This window comes from Sphingosinicella sp. SM1-17 (assembly GCF_056821765.1).
In genome coordinates this window covers 861,837-880,133 of the sequence record NZ_JBPDIO010000001.1, presented here as the reverse complement: position 1 = coordinate 880,133, position 18,297 = coordinate 861,837, and the positions used below count along the sequence as shown (strand labels likewise).

At 63.4% G+C, this 18,297-nt stretch carries 17 protein-coding genes; 6 read left to right on the top strand and 11 right to left on the bottom strand.

Annotated elements, in window-relative coordinates:
• The first annotated feature begins 6 nt into the window (after nt 1–6).
• Nucleotides 7–879, top strand: a complete 873-nt coding sequence (gene folD / locus ACRYLT_RS04435) for a bifunctional methylenetetrahydrofolate dehydrogenase/methenyltetrahydrofolate cyclohydrolase FolD (protein ID WP_482662899.1) — start codon at nt 7–9, stop codon at nt 877–879.
• Nucleotides 876–1,493, top strand: a complete 618-nt coding sequence (locus tag ACRYLT_RS04430; RefSeq protein ID WP_482662898.1) for a MarC family protein — start codon at nt 876–878, stop codon at nt 1,491–1,493. The genes folD and ACRYLT_RS04430 overlap by 4 nt, the downstream gene beginning before the upstream one ends.
• Here the strand turns inward: ACRYLT_RS04430 and ACRYLT_RS04425 are convergent.
• The gene (locus ACRYLT_RS04425) at nt 1,486–3,252 is read right to left on the bottom strand and encodes an AcrB/AcrD/AcrF family protein (protein ID WP_482662897.1); all 1,767 of its coding nucleotides are present in this window, start codon (nt 3,250–3,252) and stop codon (nt 1,486–1,488) included. The two genes, ACRYLT_RS04430 and ACRYLT_RS04425, sit on opposite strands and share 8 nt — an antisense overlap.
• A gap of 83 nt (nt 3,253–3,335) precedes the next feature.
• On the opposite strand from ACRYLT_RS04425, the gene ACRYLT_RS04420 reads away from it, so the two are divergent.
• Nucleotides 3,336–3,740: a GtrA family protein gene (locus ACRYLT_RS04420; RefSeq protein ID WP_482662896.1), complete on the top strand. Its 405-nt coding sequence runs from the start codon at nt 3,336–3,338 to the stop codon at nt 3,738–3,740.
• The gene (locus ACRYLT_RS04415; RefSeq protein ID WP_482662895.1) at nt 3,740–4,468 is read left to right on the top strand and encodes a class I SAM-dependent methyltransferase; all 729 of its coding nucleotides are present in this window, start codon (nt 3,740–3,742) and stop codon (nt 4,466–4,468) included. The genes ACRYLT_RS04420 and ACRYLT_RS04415 overlap by 1 nt, the downstream gene beginning before the upstream one ends.
• Here the strand turns inward: ACRYLT_RS04415 and ACRYLT_RS04410 are convergent.
• The 10 genes from ACRYLT_RS04410 to ACRYLT_RS04365 all read right to left on the bottom strand — a co-directional run bounded on the left by ACRYLT_RS04410 (nt 4,402) and on the right by ACRYLT_RS04365 (nt 16,001).
• A complete protein-coding gene (locus ACRYLT_RS04410) occupies nt 4,402–5,433 on the bottom strand; it encodes a glycosyltransferase family 2 protein (protein WP_482662894.1) in 1,032 nt (343 codons plus the stop codon). The two genes, ACRYLT_RS04415 and ACRYLT_RS04410, sit on opposite strands and share 67 nt — an antisense overlap.
• Nucleotides 5,430–7,010: a hypothetical protein gene (locus ACRYLT_RS04405; RefSeq protein ID WP_482662893.1), complete on the bottom strand. Its 1,581-nt coding sequence runs from the start codon at nt 7,008–7,010 to the stop codon at nt 5,430–5,432. Before ACRYLT_RS04405 ends, ACRYLT_RS04410 begins: the two co-directional genes overlap by 4 nt.
• Before the next feature lie 73 nt (nt 7,011–7,083).
• On the bottom strand, nt 7,084–8,868 hold the full coding sequence (locus ACRYLT_RS04400; protein WP_482662892.1) for a hypothetical protein: 1,785 nt from the start codon (nt 8,866–8,868) through the stop codon (nt 7,084–7,086).
• On the bottom strand, nt 8,862–9,245 hold the full coding sequence (locus ACRYLT_RS04395) for a GtrA family protein (protein WP_482662891.1): 384 nt from the start codon (nt 9,243–9,245) through the stop codon (nt 8,862–8,864). The genes ACRYLT_RS04400 and ACRYLT_RS04395 overlap by 7 nt, the downstream gene beginning before the upstream one ends.
• Before the next feature lie 7 nt (nt 9,246–9,252).
• Entirely contained in the window at nt 9,253–10,767 is a 1,515-nt protein-coding gene (locus tag ACRYLT_RS04390; protein ID WP_482662890.1) for an NAD(P)/FAD-dependent oxidoreductase, read from the bottom strand.
• 79 nt (nt 10,768–10,846) lie between these two features.
• Nucleotides 10,847–12,109, bottom strand: a complete 1,263-nt coding sequence (locus ACRYLT_RS04385; protein WP_482662889.1) for a class I SAM-dependent methyltransferase — start codon at nt 12,107–12,109, stop codon at nt 10,847–10,849.
• A 152-nt stretch (nt 12,110–12,261) separates the two neighbouring features.
• The gene (locus ACRYLT_RS04380) at nt 12,262–12,972 is read right to left on the bottom strand and encodes a 2OG-Fe(II) oxygenase (protein WP_482662888.1); all 711 of its coding nucleotides are present in this window, start codon (nt 12,970–12,972) and stop codon (nt 12,262–12,264) included.
• Between the two features lie 23 nt (nt 12,973–12,995).
• On the bottom strand, nt 12,996–14,213 hold the full coding sequence (gene rlmN / locus ACRYLT_RS04375) for a dual-specificity RNA methyltransferase RlmN (protein ID WP_482665392.1): 1,218 nt from the start codon (nt 14,211–14,213) through the stop codon (nt 12,996–12,998).
• Between the two features lie 314 nt (nt 14,214–14,527).
• A complete protein-coding gene (gene rfbB, locus ACRYLT_RS04370; protein WP_482662887.1) occupies nt 14,528–15,589 on the bottom strand; it encodes a dTDP-glucose 4,6-dehydratase in 1,062 nt (353 codons plus the stop codon).
• Nucleotides 15,590–15,731: 142 nt separating this feature from the next.
• A complete protein-coding gene (locus ACRYLT_RS04365; protein ID WP_482662886.1) occupies nt 15,732–16,001 on the bottom strand; it encodes a hypothetical protein in 270 nt (89 codons plus the stop codon).
• Between the two features lie 375 nt (nt 16,002–16,376).
• Here ACRYLT_RS04365 and ACRYLT_RS04360 point away from each other — a divergent pair, with 375 nt between their 5' ends.
• Both ACRYLT_RS04360 and dnaN read left to right on the top strand, forming a co-directional pair.
• On the top strand, nt 16,377–16,958 hold the full coding sequence (locus ACRYLT_RS04360) for an outer membrane protein (protein ID WP_482662885.1): 582 nt from the start codon (nt 16,377–16,379) through the stop codon (nt 16,956–16,958).
• A gap of 131 nt (nt 16,959–17,089) precedes the next feature.
• Nucleotides 17,090–18,202 carry a DNA polymerase III subunit beta gene (gene dnaN / locus ACRYLT_RS04355; protein ID WP_482662884.1) on the top strand — a complete coding sequence of 371 codons (1,113 nt, stop codon included), beginning with the start codon at nt 17,090–17,092 and terminating at the stop codon, nt 18,200–18,202.
• The last annotated feature ends 95 nt before the right edge of the window (nt 18,203–18,297 follow it).

Here is an 18,297-nt window from a genome sequence, read left to right as displayed (position 1 = left end):
GTGGCCGTGACCGCGGCGATCATCGACGGAAAGGCGTTCGCCGAGGGATTGAGGAACCGAGTCGCCGCGGCCGTTCCGAACTTCGTCGAGCAGGTCGGCCGCAAGCCTGGCTTGGCGGTGGTTCTCGTCGGCGAGGATGCGGCGAGCCAGGTCTATGTCCGCTCCAAGGGCAAGGCCACCGTGGCGGCGGGTCTGGAGAGTTTCGAACACCGGCTTGCCGAGACGACGAATCAGGACGAACTGATCGCGCTGGTTGAGCGGCTCAACAAGGACGACAAGGTCGACGGCATCCTCGTCCAGCTGCCCTTGCCGCCGCAAGTCGACGAGAATTCGGTGATCGCCGCGATCGATCCGGCAAAGGACGTTGACGGCTTCCATGTCGTCAACGCGGGGCGGCTTGCCGTTGGAGAAGAAGCGCTCGTTCCCTGTACGCCGCTGGGCTGTCTCATGTTGCTCAAGGACCGGCTTGGCGACCTGTCCGGTCTGGAAGCCGTCGTCATCGGGCGTTCCAACATTGTCGGCAAGCCGATGGCGCAGCTTCTCCTGCGTGAAAATTGCACCGTCACCATCGCTCACAGCCGAACGCGCGACCTCGCTGCGGTGGTTGCCCGGGCCGACATCGTCGTTGCCGCCGTGGGGCGGCCGGCCATGGTGAAGCGCGACTGGCTGAAACCCGGGGCAACGGTGATCGACGTCGGCATCAATCGCGTCGAAGGCCGGCTTGTCGGCGATGTGGACTTTGAAGGAGCGAGCCGGGTAGCGTCGGCGATCACTCCGGTGCCGGGCGGTGTCGGGCCCATGACCATCGCCGTCCTCCTCCGGAATACGCTGGTCGCGGCCCATGCCCGGGCAGGGCTGCCGGAGCCGGCTGGCTTGTGAGCGAATTGTTCATTTCCGCTTTCGTGACCTTTCTGGTGGTGATCGATCCGCCAGGCTGTGCGCCGATCTTCGCCGGCCTGACCAAGGATGCCAGCGCGGTTCACCGCCGGGCGATGGCCATCCGTGCGGTGCTGGTCGCGGCCGGCATCCTGCTCTTCTTCGGGCTCCTGGGCGAGGACCTTATGAGGGCGCTCGGCATTTCCCTGAGTGCCTTCAGGATCGCCGGCGGGATCATGCTGTTCCTGATCGCTCTGGAGATGGTCTTCGAACGGCGCACCGAGCGACGGGAGAATCGCGCTCAGGAGGTAAGTGCCAGCGAAGTCGACGACGTGTCGGTCTTTCCCATGGCGATCCCGATGATTGCCGGGCCCGGCTCAATTGCCTCCGTCATGCTTCTGACGGCCAGAAGCAGCGGTCCCTCCGAAACTCTGGCCGTGTTCGCGGCTCTCGGCCTGACGCTGTTGCTGACTCTGGCCGCCCTTCTCGCGGCGGGGCCGCTGATGCGCCTGCTCGGCCACAAGATGGAGGCCATGATCACTCGCATCCTTGGCGTCATTCTCGCCGCTCTTGCGGCTCAGTTCGTGATCGACGGGATCGAGCGAAGCTTCAGCTGACGACGCGCCACATTCGATAGGGCGATCCCGTCGGCAGCCTCACGGGTTCCAACCAGTCGGGCACTTCGCCTCGGGCGAGCCGGGCATAGAAGCCGTTCGGCGCCTCGGCGCGATAGATGGTCGACTCCGAAAGGTTGGGGCAGATCAGCACGTAATCGATGCGGTAGCGTTCGATCGTTTCCCGCGCGTTTTCGGGTGAGCCGCGCCAGGCCCGCATCACGTCGATGATCTGCGTGCCGTTGCGATGGTAGGGTCCGATCACCGCATTGTGGTGGGTGACGGTGATCAGCCGAGGACCAAGGTCGACGAACGTGAGAACGTTGCCGCGGGGCTGACGGGCAACCGGCCGAAGCGCCGCAAGCGACGGGCAGCGCCCGTTGGCGATGTTGACCTGCCGTCGGAAGTCGCTGACCCGGTCTTTGAAGACATGAGAGGGCAGTCCCGACGCCATTCCGGCACCCACGCCGACGACGAGCAGGACTCCGAGCGCCCGCACCGGAACCGGATATTTCCAGACCCAGACCAACAGCTGCCAGGCGAGGCCGGCCGCTCCGATGATCGAGAGAAGCTGCGCCGCAGGAGCGGCTCGAGTCTGCCACAGCAGCAAAGCGGCAGCGAGAAGCGCGAGGGCGGCTATCCCTGCCAGCGGAATCAGGCGTCCGGACTTGCCGCGCTCGCGCCAAAGCATCAGGCCATAGCCGAGCAAACCAAGAAGCGGCAGCCAGGCGATGAGGACTGCCGTCTGAAGCCCGTGACGGTAGATCGGCATCGCCTCGCGCACCTTGCTCAGCCAGAGCCGCTCCAGTTCGGGAGAGAATTGCTCGAGTCGGCCGATGCAATCCGGCCAGGCAAGCGCGAAAGCCGCCGCGATGCCGATGCCCGCCATGGCCGCGGCTCCCATTCGCGCCTTCAGGGAAGCGGGATTGACCATCGCCAGGCTAACCGAGGCGGCACCGGCCAGCAGCATGGCCGAGAGCCAGACCGGCGACAGGGCATCGCACACTGGCGCTCGGTTGGCGTGGGAGGCGAAAAGCAGAAAGGCGAGTGTGGAGCCTCCGGCGAGAGTGAAGCCAAAAGCGGCGAGGCGTTTTGCTTGCTCCCGTTGCCAAACCCAGCGAAGCACGGTGATGGCGCCGGCCCCGGCCAGGTAGAGGAGCATTTCGAGGCCGATCGCCAGTGAAAGAGCGGTCGCCAGTCCAAGCAGGACTCCGCCACGGCCGCGCTTCGGATCGCTGAGGGCCGCCACGACCAAAGCGAGCATCGCCAGCTGCCAACCATGATGGTCGATGCGAAGCGGTGACCACATCCCGCGCACCGAACCACCGCAGGCGAGCAGTGCGACGGCAAGAAGATACGCACCGGGCCCGATCAGCCGCTTGGCGGCGACCGCGAGAGCGGCCATCGCGACCAGCATCGGAATCAAGGGTGCGGCCGCAACCGCTGCCAGTTCCGCCTGCCGGCCGCCGAAGACGGGAGTCAGAAGGAGCTTCAATCCGGCAATCGGTAGATCGACCAGGCGAGACCAGTGGATGTCGGCACCAAAAGGAGGATTAAGTCGATACTGACGCAGGTCGTACCAGTCCTGCCCCCGGAGAAGGTCGCGGACCTGCATCATCCGCATGTTGTCGTCGGTGTCGCCGAGGCCGAAGCCCAGAATGAGGCCCCATCGGCTCGAGATGAGCCAGGCGGCCAGCCCGAGCCAGAAAAGCAGCACCGGCCAACGCCAGTGCCTTTCCAGCCAGTCGAGCCACTTCGCCACCTGCCGCCCCTTTTCAAGCCCCTGTCCGGCCATTAGTCGCTGCCCGACAAAGGGCAAGCGCAGCGGGAGACAAGGGGCTGATCATGGGGCAGGACAGCTCTCTTTCCACGCTGCTGGGACAGCTGATCCGCTTCGGGCTGGTGGGCGGTTTCGTGACCGTGCTCGGAGTCGCGGTCTACTGGGTGCCCGCCACCTATTTCGGGGTGCCGCCGCTGCTCGCCAATCTGCTCGGTTACTCGGTCGCCATGCTGTTCGGCTATGTGCTGCACAGCAAGGTCAGTTTTCGCGGCCACGGCCGTCGTGACAATCCGGCGCAACGAACGGTGCGCTTCTTCATCGTCAGCCTGGTCAGCCTGGGCCTCAACAGCCTTTTCGTCGGGATCCTGACCGGTCCATTGCAGGGGCCGACCTGGTGGCCGGTAATTCCGATGCTGTTCGTGACTCCGCTCGTCACCTTCTATCTCAATCGCCAATGGGTGTTCGGCTGATGGAACGTATCGTTTACGATCGAATGGCCGAGCTGGACGAGCTTCACTGGTGGTATCGTGCAAGACGGGAAATCCTGGCCACCCTGATCCGGCGGCAGATTCCTCTTCCCGGAGATGCGCGCATCCTCGAAGTGGGCTGTGGCACGGGCCACAATCTGGCCATGCTGAAAGGCTTCGGCCGAGTCGACGCGATCGAGGTCGACGCCGCCGCTCGAGAGATTGCAAGCCGGCGTCTCGGACATGCGGTGCTGAATGCCCCTCTTCCCGATCTGCCGGGCATTCCCGACCAAGCCTACGACCTGATCGCGCTCCTCGACGTGATCGAGCATGTCGAGCGTGACGTGGAGGGCCTGGCGAGCTTGTCGCGAAAGCTGAAGCCCCAGGGCAGGATACTGATCACCGTGCCTGCCTTTCCCTGGCTGTGGAGCGCTCACGACGTCGTGAACCATCACAAGAGGCGCTATACTCGCGCGTCCCTGCGGGATCTGGTCGGAGAGGCGGGCCTCACGCTGGAGATGATGAGCTGGTTCAACAGCCTTCTTTTCCCGGTCGCTGCTGCCGCCCGGCTTGCCGGACGGCTGACCGGCAAGGAGGAAAGCGACGACAAGTTGCCGCCTCGGCCGATCAACAAGCTGTTCGAAACCATTTTCGGGCTTGAACGCTACGGCCTCGGCCGGGTGCCGTTTCCGCCCGGAGTTTCGCTGGTGGCGATCGCTTCCGCTTCGTGAGCGACGTGACCGAGGCTCGCTCTGCCTCCCGGACGGCCCGCCAGATCCGAAACGATGTACAGGGGGCGACGCTTGGCCTCGATATAGAGACGGCCCAGATACTCGCCGATCATGCCCAGCACGAACATCTGAACAGCGCCCAGGACCACGACCACCAGCATCAACGAGGTCCAGCCCTGGATTGCGCTCCCGGTGAAGAAGCCGACGGCGATATAGCCCAGCAGCAGTACCGAGGCCGCAACCAGCCATAGGCCGATATGGCTCGCCATTCTGAGGGGGGCGGTCGAGAAGCCGGTGACGGCATCGAGCGCGAACCGCATCATCTTGGCGAGAGGATATTTGCTCTGTCCGGCATGGCGCTCGGCCCGGTCATAGACGATCGGGACCTGGCGAAAACCGACCCAGGCGACCATTCCGCGAATGAAGCGGGCCTGCTCGGGCAGGCTCAGGAGCGCGTCGAGGGCACGACGACTCATCAGCCGGAAGTCGCCCGTGTCGAGCGGGATCTCGATCTCGGCCAACCGCGTCAGTAGCCGATAGAAGAGCTTGGCGGTGGTTCGCTTGAAGGCCGTCTCGCCGGCGCGCGCCCGACGCACCGCATAGACGACATCGGCTTCCTGCCGGTCCATTTCGGACATCATCTCGGGCAGGAGTTCGGGAGGATCCTGAAGATCGGCGTCGATGATCAGGACACGTTCCCCAGAACAGAGATCGAGACCCGCGGTGAGTGCAAGCTGGTGGCCATGGTTGCGCGACAGGTTGATCGCCACGACGCGCGGGTCGGAAGCGGCCAGGGCTTGCATCATCTCCCAGCTTCGATCGCGCGAGCCGTCATTGACGAGGACGATTTCGTGGTCGTCGCCGACGACCGAGCGCGCCGCCTTCGAGAGTCGGCTATGAAGCTCCTCGAGGCACGCTTCCTCATTGTAACAGGGAACGACGATCGACAGTGACACGCAAGTCATTTGATCCCCTCGGCCGCCGCCGGGGGCGTGCGGTCGACGACCCTATAGAGGACGCTGCTCCCGCTGCGCCAGACCGGCTGAAGTCCGGCGGTCAGGGCCGGGTCGTAGGGTGGCGGAGTGATCAGCCAGACATAATCGAACGCGTGGCGGGGGAAGGAGGCGAGCGCCCTGTCGATGGTTCGCCAGGATTCGCCTCGGCAGCGACGCAAGGTAACGATCTGGGTGGCGTCGCGCATGAACGGCCATCCTGCCCAATAGCGGACCTCCAGCAGTTGCGCTCCGGCCATGGTCCACTGATCATTGGAGAAGGCATGACGCCGAACGATCGCCAGTCCGGGAAGGTGGAGCAAGCGCGACATGGCCCAGGGTTCCCGGCAGGAGCGGCCGACAAAGCTCACCATTCGCGCGCCGTGGGGTACGTGGTCGAGCGCCGCCAATTCGCGATCGTAGCTGCGGTCGTAGAGCCATAGGCTCAACGTGGTTCCGCCGGTTCGAACCAGGAAGAATGCGAGACCCGCAACGGCAAGCCCGCGCGCGAAGCGCTCGCCTGCCTCCGGTCGGAGCCGGATTCCGACAAGAGCGATGGCGAACAGGTACGGCGCCAATCGCATGTCGGCATAAGCGGATCCAAAGACGATCCGCGGCAGGAGAACGAAGACGAGCGAAAGGAACAGGGCGGAAGCGAGGAGATTGCGTGAGTAGGTCATCCGCCGGCTGAAGGCTGCCGATGCGAGCAGCAGGCAGACGAGGGCAAGCGAGGCGAGATCGAACAGCTCCCACCGATCGCGCAGGACCATGGTCAGCCAATCCCACTTGCGGTTCCAGTTGAAGAAGTCGGTGGTCCGTCCTGCCGCTTCGCTTCGCCAGATCAGTACGAGTGCGACGGGCGGCGTGAGCGCCAGACAATGGATGCCGGAACGAAGACCGGAAGCAACCAGGTTGCGGCCATGATCGAACTGCCGCACTAGTTCGGCGGAGAAGGCGAGAACGCCAAGCGTGCCCCAGCCAAATGCATGGACCAGCCAGAGCAGGGCCGAGATCGGAACGAATAGGGCGGCTCGAACCCAGACCCGTTCGAGCCGTCCCAGCCGTAGCCAGAAGGCGAAGGCGAGCATCGCCAGGCCCATGGCGAGGGCAAAGTTCACGAAGCCGAAGAAGAAGGGGAAATTGTAGGCGAAGGGCAGGGCAAAGATCGTCGTCGGAGGGACTCGCCCGTGAACCTCATAGGCGACCCAGAGCAGCCCTCCTGCCGTCAGCGGCGGGATCGACAGGACGATCAGCTTGACCGCAAGCTCCAGCCCAAGGAGCGGGGCCAGCATTTCGACGAGAAGATCGACACCGAGATTGCCGATCAGCGCCCATTCAAACCGGTAATATTGCTGGAGAATCGGCGAGCTCTCGATGTCGAGCTGCACGCGATAGCGTCCCATGTGGCCGGGGAGATCGACGAGGGGGGCGACGTCGGGCCAGAGCAAAGGGATCGCGCTGGCGAGCACCAGCACGATCGCGAAGGCGCGGGTTTCCCACCACCGGGCGTCCGTGCCTCCCGTCAAGTTCCGGTTGTGCCCTTCCTGCATGACCCCCCTTCGAGAGGGAGTTGCCTTCCGCAGTCGGGGCGGGATTTCAAGCCTTTCCGTGTCGCGGAGTCATTCAGCCGGCCGTTCCAAGGCGATCCTTCCGTACTTTCCATAGCTGAAGACGCCGGACACCCGGTACCTGCACGGGTTCGAGCCAGGCCGGGGTGTGACCGGCTGCGAGCAGCGACCAGAGCCCATCAGGGTTGTCGGTTGCATAGTGGGCAGGCTCCGACAGGTCGGGACAGACGGCGAGATACTCGACATCTCGATGACGGACGATCTCCCGTCCTTCACGCTCCGGAGCGGTGAAAAGGCGGATCACGTCTCGCATGCCGTCGCGGTTGCGATGGTGACCGCTGGCAACGACCCGGTGCGAAGTGTGGACGAGCACGGCCGGACCGATGTCGAGCGGAGTAGCGATGTCGCTGGCGGGAAGCGCGACAAGGCGACTCATCTCCGCCGCCGAGACGCAGCTATTGTCGGCCGCCGAAACTCCCTCGTTGCCGACTCCGCTGGCGTCGGCGGCGAGGACGATCGCATAGGCCGGCATGACCGTGAAGAAGGCCGCGGCGGTCGCAACCGCCCGCATCGGCATCAGCGGGAGGCGTCTCGCTCGGAGCAACGCTGCCCCGCACAGGAAAGCCGATCCGGGAAGGCCCAGGATGTTCGCCACGCTTCCGGCCCTCAGCACGAACAGCGAAGCGAGCGTCGCGGCGGCGAGAAGAAAGAGATAAATCCCCCAGCGAATCCGATGCCCCTCGTCTGCGCGACGCCACGCTATCGCTCCTCCCGCCAGGCCCGTGACCGGCAGAGCCAGGAATGAGGCGGCCGCGACGAATTCTTGGCGCCAGATCGGAAGGCCTTCCAGCACTCGCTCGTACCAGTGGGCCCGAACCATTGGATCCAGCGCCGCAAAGGGATCGCGAGCGCACTGGCCATCGATCGACAGCATCGTAACCAAAGCTATTCCGCCGCTGGCCGCCAATATGCCGAAGCGGCTCCACGGCCCGCTAATGTCGGATCTTACACCGGCGAGACAGGCAAGAGCGGCCGCACCGAATGCCGCCAGGTGGACCGGCGAGACGATGTCGCAGGCCGGGAAGGCCCAGGCGGATGGTTCGCGAGTCGCCAGAAAGAGGAGCAGGCTGCCACCCGCCAGGGCGGCGACATAGGTCCGAAGCCGCTCCGCCTCCGAGGGGTCGGCCAGCCAGCGAAGGGCGAACAAGGCGCCGAGCGAGACCGTCACGGGAAGCCCCTCGATCGATATGGCGAGCCAAATCGCCGCGGCACCGCCGGCCAGGAGCCCGGAGCGCCGCGGCCGTTCGTCGAGCGCCGCCGTCACAGCGACGAGCGCCAGCACGATCTGCCAGCCATGATGGTCGATCCGCATCGGCCGCAGCTGGCTGAGGGCAGCGATCGAGAGGGGAACCGCGCTCAGTGCCAGAAGCGCGAGTCGCGGGCTCAGCAGTTGCCGGGCAAGCAGGCCGGTCAGCGCCATCACGAAGCCGAGGGTAAGCAGCGGCACGGCGATGAGGGCGGCAAGCTCCGCGCTCGGCCCTCCAATCAGCGGCTGGAGCAGCAGGATCACCGCAGCGATCGGCACGTCCACCAGCCGCGACCAGTGCATGGCGACTCCGTGCGGAGGGTTCATTCGGTATTGAGTGACGTCGAACCAGCTTTGTCCTGCCAGCCAGTCGCGAACCTGAAGCAGTCGCAAAGTGTCGTCAGGATCGGGAAACAGGCGCTGCTCGATCGCCGTTCTGTTGAGCAGCACCAAGATGCAGCAGGCGAGGATCCAGGCGATCAGGAAGATCCCGATCTCCTTGGACCTGACCAGGCGCGCTTTGTCGCTCAGCATGAGAAGACGATCTTTCGGCGCAAAAGATAAGTAACCTGGAAGCTGATCGCGATTGCCGCCAGCTTGGCGAGCCGCGGATCTGCCCCCATCAAGTCGCCAAAGCCGACGATCCCGGTGGTGAGTCCAAGCCCGACGAGCGCGGAACCGACGAACAAGATCTGTTGCTGGCGACGTTGCGCGCCTTTGTCAGCAAGCCGCCCTACGAATACCGCTCGGCTCGACAGGAACCAGTGCGCGACGAGGCCCGTCGAATAACCGAATGCGGCAGCGCTTATCGGAGCGATACCCAGGCTGAGCGCGGCCAGGAAGACAGCCATGTCGAGGCCGAGTGCTCCGGCGCTGGCGACGACATAACGCGCGTAGAGGAGCCGGTGCATCGCGTGCTCAGGCTGCCTTGAGGCGGCGAGGCACGAGCCTTTGCGAGGCCAGAGCTGCGGCGGCGCCTTCCTCCCCTGCCTCGTGATATTCGGCATCTTCGTTGACGGCCCAGATGTCATAGACTCGGCGACCCGCCTCGATGTTGCGGACCGTCAACATCGCCGTCATCATCGCATGGTCCTGATTGTTGTAGCGATGCATTCCGTTGCGCCCGACCAGGTGAAGCGTCTCGTAGGATTCCTCGAGCTCCGCCCGGATCGCCTCGACATTGTCCTTGTAGCGGTCGTCGTAAACGGGATAGGCCTTCTCCTGCCGCACGACCACGCCCCCTTCGATGGATGCCGGATCACAAAGGCCCAGAATCTCCATTTCCTTCCTGGCAAGCTCCACGAGCTCGTCATCCGGCGCATTCCAGAGCCCGTCACCTTCGAAGCAGAAATATTCGAGGCCAACGCAGGCGAGATCGGGATCCGGGACCATTTCGGGCGACCAGCTCCGGAAATTTTGGATCCGGCCGACCTTCACCTTCGGGTCGTGGATGTAGATCCAGTTGTCGGGGAAGAGATCCTTGGAGCGGATCATCAGGGAGACGGTGAGGAAATCGCGGTAACGCAAGTCTAGGGCTCGGCCCGCCGCTTCGGGAAGGGGATGGATCCGCCCGACGAGTTCACGGATGGGGGCGGAGGAAATGACGTGCGCGGCGTTGATGACGACGCTTTCGCCCGAACCGGTCTTTGCGGCGACTCGCCAGCGCTGAGTGGCGCCGTCGAACGATAGTTGTTGGAGCGCGTGATCCATGAGGACCCGATTGCCGCCGGCGACAACGAAGTCGCGCGCGGCTTCCCACATCATTCCGGGGCCTCGCCTCGGATAGCGGAACGATTCCAGCAGAGTCTTCGCACCCATGCCGTCGTTCGGACGCCTGTTGAGCCGAAGCGATCGCTTCAAACCGTCGATCACGGCGGCACCCAGGCTCAGACCCTTGATCCTCTGCGCTGCCCAGTCGGCCGAGATCTCGTCGCAGGGCATCCCCCACACTTTCTCGGTGTAGGTCTTGAAAAATATGGAGAAGAGCTGTTCGCCGAACTGGTTGATCGTCCAGTCGCGGAACGATTTCACTTCCTTCCTCGGGAAGAGCCGGGCCCATCCATAGGAGGCCATGCACCGGGCCGAGCGCCACAGACCGAGGTTTCGGAGCGCTTCGAAGCCCCGCAGCGGATAGGAGTAGAACTTGCCGTCATAATAGATGCGGCTCATCCGCGGGCGCTGGATGAAGTCGTCGGGCAGGATCTCGTTCCAGAGATCCACGACCTCGCGCGATTTGGAGAAGAAGCGGTGCCCGCCAATGTCGAAGCGGAAACCCTCATGCTCGACCGTTCGGCTGATTCCGCCGACGTAGACCGGGTCTTTCTCGATGACGGTGACGGAATAGCCGGATTTCGTCAGCAAATAGGCCGCCGTAAGCCCTGCGGGGCCAGCGCCGATGATGGCGACGTCCACGGCTTGACTTGATTTCTGCATCGCTGCCCCCGATCGTGACAGCGGCAGGAGTGACCGAGAAGTTCTAAAGGATGGTTAACAGGCTGTTGGAGCTTGGCGGCTATTCGGCCGCAAGATGCCAGCGGGGTGGTTCTTCCAGCCCACGCAGCCGCGCTTCCTCCTCGAACATGTACTCGCGAGTCATCGGCACGGAATCCCGCCGGCGAAGATACTGGACCTGCCAATTGACCAGTCCGCCATAGCGGAACGCCGCTTCCGCACCGGCGAGGTAGAAAAGCCACATCCGGTAGAAGCGCTCGTCATAGAGTTCGACAATCTCGTCCCGGTGAGCGACGGTGCGACGGTACCACTCCTCGAGCGTATGGGCGTAGTGGTAACGCATGGCTTCGACGTCGGCGACGATCAGATGGTTCTTCTCCGCCTCGGTGACGATCTCCGAAAGAGCCGGAATGTAGCCGCCGGGAAATATGTACTTGCGGGTCCATTTGTCGGTGACGCCGGGCTCCCCCATCCGGCCACAGCAATGCGAGACCATGACTCCGTCGGGTGAAAGCAGATCGTGGCACTTGCGGAAGAAGCCGGGATAATGCGGCGTTCCGAGATGCTCGATCAGTCCGACATTGATGATCCGGTCGAACGGTCCTTCGACGTCGCGATAGTCCATCAGTTCGAACTTCACGCGATCGGCGACGCCGGCTTCGGCGGCTCGCTCGCGGCAGAACTCGATCTGGTCCGGCGCCAGAGCAATGCCGAGGACGTCGACGTCATAGTGGCGGTTGAGATACAGAGCGAGGCCGCCCCAGCCGCAGCCAATGTCGAGAACGCGCATTCCCGGCTTGAGGTGAAGCTTGGCGGCGAGGTGCGCCTTCTTGTCGAGCTGTGCTTGCTCGAGACTGTTCCGGACGTCCCGATAATAGGCCATCGTATATTGGCGGTCCTCGTCGAGGAACAGTTCGTAGAGCCGTCGGGTAAGATTATAGGTATGCTCGGCGTTGCGGCGAGAGCGGGTTTTCCAATTGATCTGATCCAGCCGCGCCGCGAGATGGTTCACCGTCCTTCGGACGGGTCCTCTGGGCTTCAGGGCGCCCTGCCTTTCGACCGGCGCGTTGTAGCGGATCAGAAGGACGAGATCGCGAATATCGCCTTCCTCCATGACGATGCGCCCGTCCATGAAGGCTTCGCCGGCGCCGACCCGGGGATCCTTGGCAATGTGGAAAGCCGCGCCGCGGTCCGTCAGCCGAACTCGCACCGGTCCATGATTGGGGTCGGGTGAGCCGTAGCGATACGCCTTCCCATCATGATCGATGACGGTCAGCTCACCCTTGCGGATGAGCGGGCGGAGCATTTTGTCGAGCAGCCACATGGGCGTGGAGGATAAACAACAGGCACCCAAGAGCAAGGAACAAAGAGCGACGAGCCGCTGGTGCACTTGTCCCGTCTTGGTTTCCGATACGATCTCTGGTCGAATTGGGCCATTCCGGCTTTTGCTGACCGAACCCGGGCCTTCCTTCAGGTTCAGTAACGCCTCAGCCAACCGGTGATCGAATAACGGCGATGGGGTGCGGCTCGCGAGACCTCGGATACGCTGTGGAGCTGAGGCACGGCGAACAGGTTCAGGCTATTGAATCGCGGCAACAGGGCCCGCTCCACATCCCCCTCCGGATCGTGGAAAAGAAGGAGTCCACCCCATTCCGTCCGCCAGCGCGGGGTCAGGCCGAAGACATAGGCGGCAAGCCGATTCTTCCCGGCGACGGCGTCGTCGTGCGCCGTCAGAAAGTCCCCAGGCGAATAGGCGGTTGCCTGAGCATCGGCGAATTCCAATTCCGGTCGGCCGATGACCGATCTCAGCAGTTGGCGAGGCTCGTCCGTGGACAGCCACAACGCGAATTGCGCAAACAGATCGCTGGAGGCCCGGCGACTCCGCTCATCGTCGGGAACTCGGATCGCCTCGTATCGATGCTGAAAGCCTTCGCGGGCGCCGGCATAGACGGCGTCATCCAGAGCTTGTCGCTGCTTGGCCGACATGCTGGCGCGGGTTGTTCGATCCAGGTCGAAGACCTTCTCACCGCTGTTGACCACCTGCTTCCAGTCCTCGCGACGGCGCATTTCGGCGTGAAGCGCGGCGGCACCGTCAGGCTCAAGGAAGTCGCGTATCTGCACTCGGCCGACGGCCGCGAACTCACGGGCAAGCCGGCGGCTGTCGAGATTCGGGTTGAGTTGAAACATTCCGGACCGTCCGCGATTTACGCTCAGGCGGCCACCGCAGCGGCGTCGTCGGACGAATGTTCGAGAGCCGCCTGCTTCTCCGCCGCAATTCGGTCAAGCTCGGCCCGACTCTTCTTTTCGGCAGCGGACTTCAGCTGACCGCAGGCGGCCATGATGTCGCGCCCACGGGGCCGTCGGATCGGTGCCGAAATCCCCGCCTCGAAAATGATCTCCGAAAAGCGCTGGACCCGCTCTTCCGAAGAGCATTCGTAGGGCGCTCCCGGCCACGGATTGAAAGGAATCAGGTTTACCTTGGCGGGCAGCCTGTACCTGCGGATCAATCGCACCAGCTCCCGAGCATCTTCGTCGCTGTCATTCTTGTCCTTGAGCATGACATATTCGAAGGTGATCCGGCGGGCATTGTTGGCACCGGGATAGGCGGCACAGGCCTGCAGCAACTCGTCGATGCCATATTTGCGATTGAGCGGGACGATCTCGTCGCGGACCTTTTTGGTGACGGCGTGGAGGGAGACCGCCAGATTGACTCCGATCTCTTCTCCGGCCCTGGCCATCATCGGCACCACGCCGGAAGTGGAAAGGGTGATGCGCCGCCGCGACAGGCCCAGGCCATCGCCGTCCATGACGATCTTCAGCGCATCTCGGACATTGTCGAAATTGTAGAGCGGCTCGCCCATGCCCATCATGACGATGTTGGAGAGCATCCGACCTTCCGGCTGGCTGGGCCATTCGCCGAGCGCGTCCCTGGCGAGCATCACCTGCCCGACGATCTCGCCAGGCTCAAGATTGCGGACCAGCCGCATGGTTCCCGTGTGGCAGAAGCGGCAATTGAGCGTGCAGCCCACCTGGCTCGAGACGCAGAGCGTTCCCCGGTCCGCATCGGGGATGAAGACCATCTCGAAATCATGGCCGTCGCGCGTCTTCAACAGCCATTTGCGAGTGCCGTCGGTCGATACCTGCTGAACGACCACCTCCGGGCGGCCGATCATGAATCGATCGGCAAGCCAGGTGCGGAGCGGCTTGGCGATGTCGCTCATCGCATCGAAGTTGGTCGCCCCGCGACTATAGATCTGGTGCCACAGCTGCTTCGCCCGCAGCTTCGCCTGGCGTTCCTCCATCCCGGCTTCAGCGAGGGCGGCGCGAATGCGGTCCCGAGTAAGCCCGACCAGGTCCACGCGCACCCCGTCGGTTGCGCCGGCGGGGCGCGGCACCGGCACCGGGTCGATGTGCCCGGGAATCGTCATTGCTGCAGTCATAGCCAGCCCATGTAGGGAAATTGCGCCGTTTTGCTAGGCGCAGGTCATCTCGAGCTCGGAACCGGCCAATCGTGATGGTGCTGGGATCCGGTAGCCCCGATACTATGCAGAGCCCTGAGTAAGAGCTGCTCAGCTCGGGCGAACGAGTCTCGCGACGACTTCCTCCAATGACTCTTGCCACGGTGGCGCTGCGTAGCGGAACATGCTGGAGAATCTGCCTAAAGCTGGACCGAGCGGCAGAGGGCTCCGCCAATGCCGAGGCGGGTTGGCCTGAGCGACCGGTGACAACTATCCTCATCTTGTTAGAGAGCGCCGAGCCTTTGACCGGCATAGCGCTGGTCGCGGATCGGGCGCCACCACCATTCGTTGGCAAGGTACCAGTCGATGGTTTTAGTCAGCCCCGTCTCGAAACTTTCGGTGGCACGCCATCCGAGTTCGGATTCAATCTTGCTAGGATCGATCGCGTAGCGTCGGTCATGTCCAGGCCGGTCAGATACGAACTGGATCAAGTCGCGTCGGATCCCGACGCTCGGCAGCGGCACCCGCTCATCAAGCATATCGCAAATCATCTCGACGACCTGAAGATTCGTACGCTCCTGGCGGCCGCCGACATTGTAGCTTTCGCCGACTTTTCCTGCCGTCATGATCGACTCGAGCGCGCGAGCGTGGTCCTCGACATAGAGCCAGTCGCGCACGTTCTGGCCCCGACCATAGACTGGCAGCGGCTTGCCCTCGAGCGCATTGAGAATCGTCAACGGGATCAGCTTCTCGGGGAAATGATAGGGTCCGTAATTGTTGCTGCAGTTGGAGAGTACCACTGGCAAGCCACAGGTTTCGTGCCAGGCTCTGACGAAATGATCGGAAGCGGCCTTTGATGCCGCGTACGGCGAAGAAGGCGCATAAGGTGTAGACTCGGTAAAGACGCCGCCATCGTAGGGAAGGTCACCGAAAACCTCGTCGGTGGAGACGTGGTGGAACCGAAATGTCCCTTTCTGGTCGCCCTGGAGCGAGCGCCAGTAGTCAAGTGCGGCGTTGAGCAGTCGGAACGTGCCAACGACGTTGGTTTCGACGAACGCGGCTGGACCGTCGATCGAGCGGTCGACGTGACTCTCTGCGGCCAGATGCATGACAAAGCCTACCCGCTCCTCTGCGAGCAGTCGGCGAACGGCTGGCTGATCGGCTATGTCCAAATGAACGAACCGGTAATCGGCGCTGCGCTCCACCTCCCGAAGGGATTCGAGATTGCCCGCATAGGTGAGCAAATCGAGAGCGATGACCCGGTATCCCCCGACACTGATCAGGTGCCGGCATGCCGCGGAGCCGATGAAACCGGCGCCGCCGGTAACTAGCACGGTCTTCTTCATCTCTCGCCCCCGATCCGCGTGGCCGCGCCCCAGAGATGCCAAGCAACCTCCATTTCTGGCGACGTCCGATTGTTATCAAGAGCCACCACCTTTTGGAGAAGGCAGGGTTTGGCGAGTAGATCGACCCGGAAGGCTGGGATACTCACCGATCGTCGGGGAGGCAGGCGATGGCCGCGGCGTCCATCGCCGTCGCCGCGCCTTGCAGCCGATAGATGTTCCTGACCAGGCTCCCACGGTCCGATCTCGTCTCGACGACGAGGTCGAGTCCGGTTCGCATTGCCGCTTGGATCTCAGCGTCGGAACGCGAGTTGGGTGCCCAGGCATCCCGGCCAGACCCGCTCAGCTGAAAGCTCCTGCCGTTGATCCGCAGCAGCACCGCCGATCCCTCGCGCTTCTGCCAGCCGAGTCTCACATGAAGTTGGCCGCCAGCCGCCCTGCCCGGCCAGTAGCCGACCGCGATGAAGGGGCGAGATCCTTCTGCTGGGGATCGTCCCAAGGGCTGGGCGATGGCATAACAGCGCCCCGCGTCCCGGAAAGCGCCCCAGACACCAAAAATTCCCAGCGACTGTTGCTGCGCTGCAGCAGGCACTGCCAAGGCACCGAAAAACAATAGAAAGTTACGCAACCGCATCGAACCCGCTCGATCGCTTCCAGATGTTGCGCCGCAGCAACGGCGATCCTCATTTAGGTACGGTTCATGAAACCTTTCCCAGGGCGACGCGTGGGAGGCGTGTCCATCAGGACCCTGAAACAGGGGGTCCAAGCAAGAGAATAGGGAGTTTGTAGCATGCGTAAGTATCTTTTGGCAGTCCTTCTCGCCGGCACGATTGTCTCGCCGGCGGCCGCCCAGGAGGCCGCGCCCTTTTCCGGCCTTCGCGTCGAGGGGATCGTCGGTTACGATCGAACCGACGTGGAGGACGAAGGCGCGGATGGTGTCGTCTATGGCGCCCAGGTCGGCTACGATATCCAGCGCGGCAACCTCGTTTTCGGTGTTGAAGGCGAAGTCACCGACTCCACCGTCGATGAATGCGTGACCGGCGTCGCTGTTGCAACGGACGAACTGTGCGCCCGGGCTGGCCGAGACCTCTACATCGGCGGTCGGATCGGCGCTGCCGTCAGCCGAAATGTGCTTCTCTACGCCAAGGCCGGTTATACCAACGGCCGGGTGGGTTTGGAGTATGAAGACGGAACCGCGGCCACGGCTCCGGACTACGACATCAGTCGCAACCTTGACGGGATCCGCGTCGGTGGCGGCCTCGAATTCGCGCTCGGTCCGAACAGCTACACCAAGGCGGAGTATCGCTACTCCAACTATGAGGACGGTTTCGACCGACATCAGGTCGTGGCGGGGTTCGGCTTCCGCTTCTGAGCGTCGGCTGAGGAGGGGGCCGGGGCGACAGCGTCCCGGCCCTTTTTTCGTGCGGCGGCGGCGCGCACCCTCTAGCGGGGGAGGATAACCCGCTCTAAGACTCGGCCAAAGTAGGACTTTCGGGGGATCTCATGAAAGCGACGATCGAACGGGCCACGCTCCTCAAGGGATTGGGCCACGTCCATTCGGTAGTGGAGCGCAGGAACACGATCCCGATCCTGTCGAACGTCCTCATCGAGGCGGGAGAGGAAGGCGGGCTGCGGTTGATGGCAACCGATCTCGATCTTCAGATCAACGAAACCGTCGACGCAAACGTTACCGATCCAGGAGCGACAACCGTTCCGGCGCACACTCTGTTCGACATCGTTCGCAAGCTGCCGGAAGGAAGCCAGGTCGAGCTCATCGCCGCTGAAGGCCGGATGCAGGTCAATGCCGGCCGAGCCCGCTTCACGCTGGCGACGCTGCCGCGCGACGACTTTCCGGTCATCGCCGAGGGCGACCTGCCGACGCGATTCGAGTTGCCCGCGGCGACGCTTCGCCAGATCATCGACAAGACGCGCTTCGCCATCTCCACCGAAGAGACTCGCTACTACCTCAACGGAATCTACCTTCATGTCTCCGACGAAGCCCAGCCGGTGCTAAAAGCCGCCGCAACCGACGGTCACCGACTCGCCCGGGTGACGGTGGCGAGGCCCGAGGGCGCGCAAGGCATGCCGGGAGTGATTATCCCGCGCAAATGCGTAGGCGAACTTCGCAAGCTGCTCGACGAGGTGGACGGCAGTGTTCAGGTCTCCCTGTCGGAATCGAAAATACGTTTCGGGCTTGGCAATGCCGTGCTGACGTCGAAGCTGATCGACGGGACCTTCCCCGACTACAGCCGGGTAATTCCGACCGCCAACGACAAATTGCTCAAGCTCGATCCCCGCGGCTTCGAGGAAGGCGTGGACCGGGTCTCGACCATCGCCAGCGAACGCACTCGGGCGGTGAAGATGGCGCTCGACCGGGACCGGGTGACGCTGTCGGTTACTTCACCGGAAAACGGCACCGCGGCCGAGGAAGTGCCGGCGGAGTATTCGGCGGACAATTTCGAGATCGGGTTCAACGCTCGTTACCTGCTCGACATACTCGGGCAGATCGAGGGCGACACGGTCGAAGTCCACCTCGCCGATGCCGCTGCGCCGACTCTGCTGCGCGAAAACGACAAGGCTCCAGCGCTTTACGTGCTGATGCCGATGCGAGTCTGATCCGCGCCTGCAGCCGGCCTTCATTGACAATTGCCCCCTGTGTAACTACGTCCGCTGGCCTTCCCGCAGGTTTATTTCAGATTGGAGCTGCCGCC